This window comes from Pandoraea sp. NPDC090278 (genome assembly GCF_044772185.1).
Taxonomy (GTDB): Bacteria; Pseudomonadota; Gammaproteobacteria; order Burkholderiales; family Burkholderiaceae; genus Pandoraea.
In genome coordinates this window covers 180146-191688 of record NZ_JBIVYJ010000007.1, presented here as the reverse complement: position 1 = coordinate 191688, position 11543 = coordinate 180146, and the positions used below count along the sequence as shown (strand labels likewise).

At 62.1% G+C, this 11543-nt stretch carries 9 protein-coding genes; 5 read left to right on the top strand and 4 right to left on the bottom strand.

The features are described from left to right. The first annotated feature begins 66 nt into the window (after positions 1 to 66). Both ACIQWO_RS23705 and ACIQWO_RS23700 read left to right on the top strand, forming a co-directional pair. A complete protein-coding gene (locus ACIQWO_RS23705) occupies positions 67 to 987 on the top strand; it encodes a LysR family transcriptional regulator (protein WP_402829473.1) in 921 nt (306 codons plus the stop codon). Positions 988 to 1449: 462 nt separating this feature from the next. Continuing rightward, on the top strand, positions 1450 to 3642 hold the full coding sequence (locus ACIQWO_RS23700) for a putative bifunctional diguanylate cyclase/phosphodiesterase (protein ID WP_402829471.1): 2193 nt from the start codon (positions 1450 to 1452) through the stop codon (positions 3640 to 3642). Positions 3643 to 3717: 75 nt separating this feature from the next. On the opposite strand, the gene ACIQWO_RS23695 is transcribed toward ACIQWO_RS23700, so the two are convergent. Then, positions 3718 to 4134, bottom strand: coding sequence for a VOC family protein (locus tag ACIQWO_RS23695; protein WP_402829469.1), 417 nt, complete (start codon positions 4132 to 4134; stop codon positions 3718 to 3720). Beyond that, positions 4131 to 4607 (bottom strand): helix-turn-helix domain-containing protein, encoded by a 477-nt coding sequence (locus ACIQWO_RS23690; protein WP_402829467.1) that lies wholly within the window; start codon positions 4605 to 4607, stop codon positions 4131 to 4133. Before ACIQWO_RS23690 ends, ACIQWO_RS23695 begins: the two co-directional genes overlap by 4 nt. A 203-nt stretch (positions 4608 to 4810) precedes the next feature. Between ACIQWO_RS23690 and ACIQWO_RS23685 the strand changes: the two genes are divergently transcribed. Both ACIQWO_RS23685 and ACIQWO_RS23680 read left to right on the top strand, forming a co-directional pair. Next, positions 4811 to 5218, top strand: a complete 408-nt coding sequence (locus ACIQWO_RS23685; RefSeq protein WP_402829465.1) for a helix-turn-helix domain-containing protein — start codon at positions 4811 to 4813, stop codon at positions 5216 to 5218. A gap of 59 nt (positions 5219 to 5277) precedes the next feature. Beyond that, positions 5278 to 6606, top strand: a complete 1329-nt coding sequence (locus ACIQWO_RS23680) for a type II toxin-antitoxin system HipA family toxin (protein ID WP_402829463.1) — start codon at positions 5278 to 5280, stop codon at positions 6604 to 6606. Between the two features lie 25 nt (positions 6607 to 6631). On the opposite strand, the gene ACIQWO_RS23675 is transcribed toward ACIQWO_RS23680, so the two are convergent. Beyond that, positions 6632 to 7915, bottom strand: a complete 1284-nt coding sequence (locus ACIQWO_RS23675) for an autotransporter strand-loop-strand O-heptosyltransferase (protein ID WP_402829461.1) — start codon at positions 7913 to 7915, stop codon at positions 6632 to 6634. A gap of 135 nt (positions 7916 to 8050) precedes the next feature. Further along, complete coding sequence (locus ACIQWO_RS23670; RefSeq protein WP_402829658.1) at positions 8051 to 9013, bottom strand: LysR family transcriptional regulator; 963 nt, start codon at positions 9011 to 9013, stop codon at positions 8051 to 8053. Between the two features lie 216 nt (positions 9014 to 9229). Here ACIQWO_RS23670 and ACIQWO_RS23665 point away from each other — a divergent pair, with 216 nt between their 5' ends. Further along, a complete protein-coding gene (locus ACIQWO_RS23665; protein WP_402829459.1) occupies positions 9230 to 11518 on the top strand; it encodes an NADP-dependent malic enzyme in 2289 nt (762 codons plus the stop codon). Positions 11519 to 11543 lie beyond the last annotated feature (25 nt).

Here is an 11543-nt window from a genome sequence, read left to right as displayed (position 1 = left end):
GTCTAATTCGTTCATAGAATCGCAAAATGCATATTCGCTTAACCTATTTTTAAGTTGAATTTAATAATGGACGCCATCGCCGATCTGGAATTCTTCGCCCGTCTGGTGACGTTAGGCAGCCTGTCGGCGCTGGCGCGCGACCTTGGCGTGACACCCCCGGCGATCAGCGCGCGGCTGAGCCAGTTGGAGCGACGGCTCGGCGTAAAGCTGCTCAACCGCACCACCCGGCGACTGGCGATGACGCACGAGGGCGAGCTGTATCTCGGCACCGGCTCGAAGATCATCGAACAGGTGCAGGAGTTGGAGCGCATGGTGTCGAGCAGCCGCGATTTGCCGCGCGGTCTGCTGAAGGTGAACGCGACGTTCGGCTTTGGACGCCGTCACGTCGTGCCTGCTTTATCCGAATTTCGCGAGCAGTATCCCGAGGTCGAAGTGCAGCTCGATCTGACGGATCGTCCGATGAATCTGGCCGAGTTCGCGTTCGACGTCGGCATTCGCTTCGGCGAACTGCCTGACCAGCGAGTGGTAGGACGCCGCATCGCGGCGAACCGGCGGTTGGTGTGTGCGTCCCCCAAATACCTGGCGCGCCACGGCGTGCCGAAGGTGCCCGACGATCTGCGCAATCATCTGTGCATCGTGCTGCGCGAGAACGATACGGCGTATGGCACATGGCATTTCACCAAAGGCAAGCGCCACGAGTTGGTGAAGGTGCACGGGGCGATGAGCAGCAACGACGGTGAAGCGACGCTGCGCTGGGCGCTCGATGGTCACGGCGTGCTCGTGCGATCGGAATGGGATGTGCAATCCGCATTGACATCGAACGCACTGACGCAATTGCTTAGCGACTGGGCATTACCGGCCGCCGATATCTACGCGATCTATCCGGAACGGCTCAATCTCTCGGCCAAGGTACGGCTCTTTGTCGAGTTTATGGAGCGCTATCTGGCACGTGAATTGAACCGGGATGTCGGTGGTAGTGCGAACTGAATTAAAAGTATTCGCGTATATCGATTACGCAAATGGTGTGCGACGTATTTTGCAATTTGCATGCAATTCCCGGGTTCAAATAAAAATTCCAAACGATCGTGTGAATGTTGGGCGAGGGCATGTGGGTAGGCTGGCGGCGTGGCTTGCCACCATTGGGTATAGCGCCTCAGATGTTAATGAATCGGTATTGGAATTCGTCGCCAATAAGTTTTGTATAACGAACAATCCGGAGGCATGATTTCCGGTCTTCCCCTTATAATCCGCTGAATCGGACGTCGAATATCCGGGCGGTCGCGCGCAAACCTGCGAAGTCATCACGGGGTGCATGGCGTTGCGCGCATCAATCACCGGTTTAAATGCCGCGCAATGACACCGGGTTGAACTTGGTGGCCATGTTTCGCGCGTCGACACAACGGCATCCGAAGTTGTCCATCAAGCCGCTTTCAGGCGAGGAGACCGACGATGAAGTGTCCCGCTGTATTACCGATGGAAACGGAGCGGCTGGCTGCGCTGGCGGAGTACGGCCTGGGTAGTGAACGCCCGCTTCCGAGTCTCGATGCCGTAGTGCATATTGCAGCGCACATGTTTGGCGTGCCGGTGGCGGCCGTCAACATGGTGGGCAACGATCACGTATTTTTCGCGGCGGCCACGGGCTTTTCCTGCACCAGCACCGATGTCGACATGAGCCGCGACGCGTCTTTCTGCGCGCACGCGATCAATGGCGACGGGGTGATGGTGGTACCCGACGCCACGGCCGACGAGCGCTTTCACGACAACCCGCTGGTCACCGGCAACGCGCAGGTGCGTTTCTACGCGGGTGTGCCGCTCATGTCGGTGGACGGTCACGCACTCGGCGCGCTATGCGTCATCGACAACAAGCCGAATCACACATTCTCCGAAGTGGATCGCGAGCGTTTGCGCGAGCTGGCACGCATGGCGTCCGACCGGCTGGAATTGCGTCGTGTGGAGTTGTTCATCGAGCGCGAACGGCGCACCTTTGCCGAGCCGGAGCGCTATTCGCCCACGGCGATGATCCGCTTCGACGCCTTCGGCGAGATCCTCGACTGGAACCATGCGGCAGTGACGATGTTCGGCCACGCGATGACGGACGGCCCGGGCCGTTCGCTGGAGACGCTGCTCGCCGGGCGCAGCCGCTCGGTGCTGCGCGATCAGATCACACAGGCGGTGAGCGCCGGATCGGTCGACGGTATGACGATGCCCTCGGAGGTCTATGGCCTGCGTCGCGACGGTCGCGAGTTTCCGATGAGTCTCTCGCTGTTCTGCTGGGTCGAGAACGACGTGCAGACGTTCAACGCGCATGTGCATGACCTCAGCACGCTGCGCGAGGGCGGGGAAGTGTTGCGGCGGCTCGCGAGCACCGACGTGCTGACGGGCATCGCGAATCGGGCGAGCTTCTATCGCGACGCGGAAGTGGCGTCGGTCTGTCTGCGTGGTGCCGCCGTCGCGATATTCGATCTCGACGGGTTCAAGGACATCAACGATACGCTGGGCCACGCCGTCGGCGACGGCATTCTGTGTGAAGTTGCGCGACGTTTGACGCGTCTCGTGCGCACGGTCGACACGGTCGCGCGCATCGGTGCGGACGAGTTTGCGCTGCTGCTGTGGGGCGTGACGGACGCCGTGGAGGCGCGTCGGCGGGCCGATGCAGCCCTGTTGGCGATTGCGGAACCGATGGTGATCGACGGGTTCGACGTGCGCGTGAGCGCTTGCTGCGGCATCGCGGTCGTCCCGCGGCAGGCGGAGGAAGCGCTGAGTCTCATCAGCAATGCCGATCTGGCGCTGTCGCGGGCGAAACAGCATGGGGCCGGGCAGACGTTCGTCTTCATTGACGCGCTGCGCATCGAAGCGGCGGCACGTCGTGTGTACAACATCGAACTGCATCGTGCAGTGAACGACGGCGAGTTCGTGCTCTTCTATCAACCGCAGGTGGATTTCACCGATGGCTCGCTGACCGGGGCTGAGGCGCTGATCCGCTGGCGGCATCCGCAACGTGGATTGCTGTCGCCCGCCGCGTTTCTACCGGCGCTCGAACGCGGGCCGCTGGCGGCGTCGGTGGGCGCGTGGGTGTTGGACGAGGCGTGCGCGCAGGCGGCGTACTGGCGACGCAACGGCGCGCCGGGTTTCCGGATGGGCGTCAATCTGTTCGGGCTGCAATTTCGTATCGGCAGCATCTTCGACGAGGTGGTCGCGGTGCTCAACCGGCACGGACTGCCGCCGCAGGCGCTGGAACTGGAAGTGACGGAGAGCATCGTGCTCGATGACGACGTCGTGCTCGAAGCGTTGCAGCGTCTGCATGCGTACGGTGTGAGTATTGCCTTCGACGACTTCGGCACCGGCTATGCGTCGATCAGCATGTTGCGACGCTATCCGTTGAGTCGCATCAAGATCGACCGGTCGTTCGTGCAGGGGATGATGGAGTCGGAGCGCGATGCGTCCGTGGTACGTGCGCTGGTGGACATGACGCGCAGCTTCGATCTGCGCACCATTGCCGAGGGCGTGGAGACGGAGCAGCAGCGCGACAACCTGCGTCGGCTTGGTTGTGACGAAGGGCAGGGATACCTGTTCGGGGTGCCCATGCCTGCCGTCGAATTCGGAGAGATGTTCGACGTGGGGCGTCAGTTGAATCAGGCGTGAGCGTGATGCAACGATGCGCCGCTTATCCCGACGGGTGGAGCGGCGCATGTAATTCACTTTGCTTGCGTAACTTCCTTACTTCGCTTCTTTCGGCGGCTGAATCATCTTCCAGCCGTTGCCTGCCGGATCCCGGAAACCTGCATCGACGCTGCCGTAGCGGTCCACCGGTTCCTGTGTGAATTCCACACCTTTCTCCTTCAGGCGCGCGTAGTGCGCGCGGCAGTCGGCCACGTAGAGCACGAGCGGTGGTATGGCGCCCTTGGCGACCATGGCACGTAGCGTCTGTGCGGTGGCGTCGTCGTGAATCGGTGCGCCGGGCGCGAACAGGCCGAGCTGGAACGTGGGCTGGTCGGGATGTTGCACCGTCAGCCAACGGTACGGGCCGTTGCCCACATCGGTGTGCACGCGAAAACCGAGCTTGTCGACATAGAACGCGAGTGCTGCGTCCTGATCGTCGACATACAGCCCCACCACGCCAATTCCTTCGTTCATAAGACCTCCTCGTTGGTTGATGGAGGGACTTTACCGTCGGCCATCCGACGGCGCTTCTCCAAAACTGCGATGTTGAGATCGGGCCGCTGGGCGGCCTTCAGGACGCAACCCGGCACCAGATCGAGCGGCGAACCGTTGGCTCGCGCCTGTTCCCGAAGTTCGCCGGGGCTTTGTCCGGTGATGTCGCGAAAGATCCGTCCGAAGGTGCCGATGCTCTCCCAGCCGGTCGCGAAGGCGATTTCCGTGATGCTGAAGTCGGTGTCACGCAGGAGCGTACTGGCCTGCTCGATGCGCCGGGTCAGCAGATAGCGATGCGGGGGGAGTCCGAAGGCTTGTTTGAACGAACGGGAGAAGTGCGCCTCGGACGTGCCGCTGACCTCTGCCAGCCGCTTGACCGGCCACGCCTCGTGCGAGGCGGCGTCCATGCGGTCCTTGGCGCGCAGCAAGCGGCGAAGCAGCGCGGGTGACTGCATAGAGATAGCCGCGTCAGGGGCTTGGCGTGTGTCAGAGGCTTGGCTGCGTGCTTTAGCGGGCATAAGGGCTGACGGCGCAGGGAGTGTGTGGGTAGTTTAGGCCCAACGTATGGCGCATCGCACGCATTGCACCAAAACAGGCATGCGGATGATCGTAAAATCGATCTTTGAGTCGTTAATGTTCGATTTAACGAGCATTTACTTTGTTGATTTTTCTGGAATTGCTCGTAAAATCATTCTTTGAGTCTGTAAGGAGCGATTTTACGAACATGAAAACTTCTCAAAGCAGCTCGCTTACGTCGGCGCAACTTACCGAAGCCTCGAAACTCGGCCAGTTGCTCGCTCGCCTGCGCACCGCTCGTCGGGTAAAGCAGGTCGATGCGGCGATCCGTGCGGGCTTATCACGCAATACCGTATATCGAATGGAACACGGCGATCCAGGGATTGCCTTTGGTCAAATCCTGCGTTACCTCGACGCCATCGCGCCAGGCACGACGCTCGGCGATCTGTATGCTGAATCGGATCCTGCACTTGCAATGCTGCGCGTGCGGGAGCAGACGAAGCGTGTGCGCGACATGTCGTCTTCGGAGCTCGATGCCCTCGACTTCTGACGCCTGAGCAAAACCGCTAACGTCTTCAGCAACTTATCTCGAACGAAGGGGCGCGACGCATGGCAGAGGTGACCACACGGTTGATTGTTTTTTCGCATTTGGCGCAAGGGTGGGCACCGTGCGGTCAACTGGACCTGACCGAGTCCGGCGCAACATTGATGGCCTCGACGTTTGCGTATGGTCTGAAATATCTCAAACGAAAAGACGCCGTTGAGCTAGACCCGGTCAGCCTCGGCACAGGCGACTCCAACCTCGTCACTGGTAAGCGGCTGTTTCCCGTGAATCGCCTGACGTCATTTGGTGGTGTACGCGACGCAGCGCCCGACGCATGGGGGCGTAGAGTCATCGAGTCCAAACTCAAAGCGCCTGCGAACAGTCTTGCCGAGTCCGTGTATCTGCTGCACGCTGGCAGCGAGCGCGTTGGTGCACTGGATGTGCGTCGAGCGTTGAATGATCCGCCTACCGCTGGCGTGACGGGTGTGCAATCGCTGTCGCATCTGATCGAGGCGGCCGAACGAATAGAAGCGGGCGTACCGGTGCCAGCACATCTCGACGCCATTTTTGCAGACGGTTCTGCACTAGGCGGAGCACGACCGAAAGCTTCAGTTCGGGACGAAGAAGGCGCACTCTGGCTAGCGAAATTCCCTAGCCGTGGCGATTCCATCAATGTGCCAGCGCTTGAATGCGCAACGCTCAAGCTCGGCGCACACATCGGACTGTCTGTTCCGGACGTCGTCACTCGCAATATCGGAGACCGGCAGATCATGATGATTCGCCGCTTCGACCGTTTCTGGACGAATCCCGAGAGCGGTCTCGTCTCGGCGTCACCCGGTGAGGGACGAATCGAGCGGCGTATGCCGTTCGTCAGTGGGCTGACGCTGTTGGCGTGCGACGAGATGGAGTCACACGCCAAGTCTTATCCGGAAATTGCCGATGCCATTCGTCGCTATTGTCATCCGAGCGTTGTTCGGCAGAACAACACAGAGCTGTTCCAGCGCATGATCTTCAACATCTTCGTGAGTAACGACGACGATCATCTGCGCAATCACGGATTCCTATGGGATGCACAGATCGGTGGTTGGCGATTAAGCCCCCTATATGACGTCATGCCACGAGCCAGCATGGCGGAAGAGAGACTCTTACATCTCGGTGTGGGTCCTCAGGGACGTCTTGCAACGCTTGATAATGCGCTGGAAGCCCACGAGCGCTTTACGTTGTCGCGACGCGATGCCTGTCGACTAATTGATCGTGTTTGGCGAGACGTCCGGGAGTGGCGAGTCCACTTCGAAGCCTTTGGTGTCGGTGCTGATGATATCGACCGTATTGCGCCCGCATTTCGACATATCGACGCCATTTCCAGCGCGGCCTTGCGCAAAGCGTTGGCCTGACTCGCTGATCTCTTTTCTCTTTTAACTATCCCGTCAATCCCGGCACCCGATCCACCGCCGACAGCACTGCTTCCGGTGTAATCGACGTCGAGCATTCGAAGGCGCGTTCCGTGCCTTTGTGGCGCGGGCAGAAGTGGAAGTCGTCGTGGTTGTAGCGGATGGCGGGGTCGTGCCAGCAGCCGGTGCAGACGTCGGGGTTGATCACGCGGTACGGCGTCGCGAACTCGTTATGCGGCAAGGTGAAGCCCGAGATCAGGACCGTCGGTGTGTCCATCGTCCATGCGAGCCACGACAGGCCGCTCGACAAGCCGACGAAGGCGCTCGCGTGCATCAGCCAGCGCGCGCGCTCGGTGAGCGGCAGGTCGCCCGTCGCATCGATGGCCCCCTCGGGGATCGACTGCCAGAAATCGTTCTTGCCATAGCGCGGTTTCTGATCGACGCACACCACCTGAAAGCCACGCGCGCGCAAGCCCGCAACGACGGCGTCCCATCCCCCAGGGTGGTTCCAGTATTTGCACTGCGCCGTACTTTGCACGGCGATGCACACGTAGGGCTCGGCCATCGGACGTGACACGTCCGGCAATGCCGTCTTTGCTCGTGCTTCCGCGTCGTCGACGCCGAGGATGTGCGCGGCCGTACGGTGCAGTCCCGTTTCACGAAAGTCGCGTGGCTGCTGCGTGAACTCCTTATCGTCGAAGAACAGGCCGATGTTGTAAGTCGCGTAGTACTTGCGCCGCTCGACCTTCTCCTGCGCAACGAATTCGACGTCGGGATGCGCGTCGCGGAACAGCGCGGCTACCGCTGGCGTGACCACGCACGCCAGCCGACAGCCATACACGTCCTTGAAGCGCAGGGCGTACGGTATCCATCCCAACACATCGCCCAGGGCCGCCAGCGGAATCTGGATCAGCACGTCCTGATCGCGGAGGTCGAAGCGATGCTCGAAGACCACCACGTCGTTCAGCCAGATCGTGATGCCATACGGCACATAATACTTCGCCGGGCTGCGCACCACGCCCGACGACAGCGAGACTTCCGTGAGTGTGCTGTCGTCGCGCAAATCGCTGATGCGCACGCGCCACGGCAGCGGCTGACCGAAGTCGGGGATGACCACGCGCGCGCCGTCGTTGAAGTCGAAGCGCAGCCCGGCCGGGCCGACCTGCGTGGGCAGCAACGCCGGGGCCAGAAAGATCTGGTGCGGCGACGCGCCGAACGGGGTGATTGGGGGCGTGACCAGCGGCGTCCCGGCCGATGCGGGATCGGCCGACGTCGCGGTGTTCTGAGGGGAGAGGGAGACAGCGTCGTTCATGGGCCACACGATACGACGGACACAAATCCGGCAATCGAGCGGGAAACGAGCCGAAAAGGCTTCATTTCGCGAAATTCGCCGGTTTTCGCGATGGTTTTGCGGTCAAGGGCCTTTCAACGCCTTTCCGGTAGCGGCTCAGGACGTCCCGGCCATCAACTGATACTGCGCGCGCAGCGCCTCCGTGAAGCGCCGGTGCGTCTCGCGCGGGTTCTCTCGACGGGTGAACATGGCCACGGGCGGCAGCGTCCACGTGAGCGACCACGGCACGATGGCCACGCCTGCGATACGCACCAGTTCCTCGGCGATATCGGCGGGTAGTAACGACACCGCGCGCTCGCTGCTGGCCAGCAGTTCGCCCGTCAACCGGGACGAAAAGCTCTCCACCACAGGTACCGGCGGCACCACCCCGGCATGCAGGAACAGGTCGGAGAGCTGGTCGCGCATCGGCGTATTCGGCGCGCCCATCACCCAGTCGAGTTCCGCCAGTTGGGCCCACACCGGGGCGCTGCGTCCCAGTCGGGCCGCCAGACGACGGCTCGCCACCACGCGCGGGGCCTGATGGTGCAGGACTTCGAACTGCACCTGCGTGACGTCGACGTTCGCCGCCGCGCGGGCGATCACCACGTCCAGCGTGTGGTCACGCAATTGCGCCATCAGCGATTCGCTCGTGCCTTCATGCAGCGTGACGGTCAGGCGCTGGGGAATCTGGGTCAGCGTCTGCTGGATGGCGGCGGAGAGGGTCTTGCCGGAGATATACGGGATCACACCGACCTGAAGGCGGGCTGCATGCCCGGCCATGACGGCTTCGATATCGCGGGTCAGATGGTCGAGATCGTGGACCATCGCCTGCGCTCGGGCCAGCACCACGTCGCCAAGCGGTGTCGGCGTCATGCCGCGCGGGGTGCGGTCGAAGAGCGGGCCGCCCAGCATGCTTTCCAGCTCGGCCAGCGCGCTGGTCACGGCCGGTTGACTCGTCGCCATATGCTCGGCCACGCGCGTAAGCGAGCCGTGCTGCTGAATCTGCAACAACAGCACGAGATGACGCATCTTGAGCCGGGTCGTCAGCCGCCGGACCACTTCCCCCGTATCGAAAGGCACCGCCACCATCTGTCCTGAATCCTCTGAAACCCCCGATGTTCGGGGCTTATATGGAAAATATGATGCCCCCATAGTAATTCAGAATCGCCCCCCGCTGGCGGCTCCCTAGAATGGGCTCACCTCTATGCGCCAGAGTCGACAGCCGTCACCAGAACGGTTCGCAGCGCAAAACAGAGCGAGACAAAAGTTCAGAGAACCTACGAGGACGACATTGCCATGAGCAACAGCAACGATCACCAGGCCGCCCTGGAGTATCACCAGTTCCCGACCCCGGGCAAGATCTCCGTGACGGCCAGCAAGCCGCTCGTCACTCAGCGCGATCTGGCGCTCGCCTACACGCCGGGCGTCGCAATCCCGTGTCAGGAAATCGCGGCCGACCCGTCGGCATCGTTCAAGTACACCGGCCGTGGCAACCTCGTCGGCGTGATCACCAACGGTTCGGCCGTGCTCGGTCTGGGCAACATCGGCGCGCTCGCCTCCAAGCCGGTCATGGAAGGCAAGGCCGTCCTCTTCAAGAAATTCGCTGGTATCGATGTGTTCGACATCGAAGTGACCGAGAGCGACCCCGACAAGCTGGTCGACATCATCGCCAGCCTCGAAGCCACGTTCGGCGGCATCAACCTCGAAGACATCAAGGCACCGGAGTGCTTCACCGTCGAGCGCAAGCTGCGTGAGCGCATGAAGATCCCGGTCTTCCACGACGACCAGCACGGCACCGCCATCACCGTAAGCGCCGCGTTCATCAACGGCCTGAAGGTCGTAGGCAAGGACATTCGCGAAGTGAAGGTCGTGACCTCGGGCGCGGGCGCTGCGGCACTGGCCTGTCTGGACCTCATGATCGACCTTGGCCTGCCCCTCGAGAACATCTGGGCAACGGATATCGACGGCGTGGTGTTCGAAGGCCGCACGGTCGGCATGGACCCGGACAAGGCGCGTTTCGCCCAGAAGACCGACAAGCGCACGCTCGCCGAAGTGATCGACGGCGCGGACGTGTTCCTCGGCCTGTCCGCCGGTGGCGTGCTCAAGCCGGAAATGCTCAAGAACATGGCCTCGCGTCCGCTGATTCTGGCGCTGGCCAACCCGACCCCGGAAATCTTCCCGGAAGACGCCCGCGCCGCCCGTGAAGACGTGGTGCTCGCGACCGGCCGTTCGGACTTCCCGAACCAGGTCAACAACGTGCTGTGCTTCCCGTACATCTTCCGCGGTGCGCTCGATGTGGGTGCCACCACCATCACGCGCAACATGGAAATCGCCGCCGTGCACGCGATTGCCGGTCTGGCGCAGGAAGAGCTGAACGACTCCGTCGCCAATGCCTATGGCGCATACGACCTGTCGTTCGGGCCGGAATACCTGATTCCGAAGCCTTTCGACTCGCGTCTGATCGTGCGTATCGCCCCGGCCGTGGCGCGCGCTGCGATGGAAGACGGCGTGGCCACGCGTCCGATCGCCGACTTCGACGCCTACGCCGACCAGTTGCAACAGTTCGTGTACCACTCGGGCGCGTTCATGAAGCCGATCTTCTCGGCCGCGAAGCAACTCGTGCGTGACGGCGGCAAGTCGCGCATCGTGTTCGCCGAAGGGGAAGAAGAGCGCGTGCTGCGCGCCGTGCAGGTGATCGTCGACGAGAAGCTGGCGCGCCCGATTCTGGTCGGTCGTCCGGAAGTGCTGCTCGCCCGCATCGAGAAGTTCGGTCTGCGTCTGCGTCTGGGCGAAGACGTCGAAGTCACCAACCCGTACTACGACGAGCGCTTCCATCAGTACTGGACCAACTACTGGGAACTGCGTTGCCGCGACGGCATCACCAAGGAAATGGCGCGTGTCGAGATGCGTCGTCGTCTCACGCTGATCGGCGCGATGATGGTGCGTCTGGGCGATGCCGACGGCATGATCTGCGGTACGGTGGGTGCTTATCACGACCACCTGCGCTTCGTCGATGAAGTCATCGGCAAGCAGCCGGGCGCGAATACCTACGCTGCGATGAACATCCTGCTGCTCGACAAGCGCACGGTGGCACTGGTCGACACGCACGTGAACGACGATCCGACGGCCGAGCAGATTACGGAGTTCACGCTGGCGGCTGCGAAGCAGATGACGCGCCTGAACCTCAACCCGAAGGTTGCGCTGCTCTCGCGCTCGAACTTCGGCTCGGGCAGTGCGGCGTCGGGCACGAAGATGCGCCGCGTGCTGGAGATGGTGACGGCGCAAGCACCGGATCTGGAGATCGACGGCGAAATGCACGGCGACTGCGCGCTCGACGAAGGTCTGCGCAGCCGTATCCTGCCGCAGTCGAAATTGAAGGGTGCTGCCAACCTGCTGGTGTGCCCGAACGTCGACTCCGGCAACATCGCCTACAACCTGCTGAAGACGGGCGCGGGCAGCAACGTCGCCGTCGGCCCGTTCCTGCTGGGCGTGGGCGCACCGGTCAACGTGCTGACGTCCAGCTCGACCGTGCGACGCATCATCAACATGACGGCCCTGACCGTCATCCAGGCCAATCGCGACTGAAGTCAACCCGGCGTCGATGCTCCGG

Bases quoted from the DNA above. Each gene is read 5' to 3' on its own strand.
- ACIQWO_RS23705 (WP_402829473.1), top strand. From the start codon at position 67: ATGGACGCCATCGCCGATCTGGAATTCTTCGCCCGTCTGGTGACGTTA.
- ACIQWO_RS23690 (WP_402829467.1), bottom strand. From the start codon at position 4,607: ATGCAGTCACCCGCGCTGCTTCGCCGCTTGCTGCGCGCCAAGGACCGC.
- ACIQWO_RS23665 (WP_402829459.1), top strand. From the start codon at position 9,230: ATGAGCAACAGCAACGATCACCAGGCCGCCCTGGAGTATCACCAGTTC.
- ACIQWO_RS23680 (WP_402829463.1), top strand. From the start codon at position 5,278: ATGGCAGAGGTGACCACACGGTTGATTGTTTTTTCGCATTTGGCGCAA.
- ACIQWO_RS23695 (WP_402829469.1), bottom strand. From the start codon at position 4,134: ATGAACGAAGGAATTGGCGTGGTGGGGCTGTATGTCGACGATCAGGAC.
- ACIQWO_RS23675 (WP_402829461.1), bottom strand. From the start codon at position 7,915: ATGAACGACGCTGTCTCCCTCTCCCCTCAGAACACCGCGACGTCGGCC.
- ACIQWO_RS23700 (WP_402829471.1), top strand. From the start codon at position 1,450: ATGAAGTGTCCCGCTGTATTACCGATGGAAACGGAGCGGCTGGCTGCG.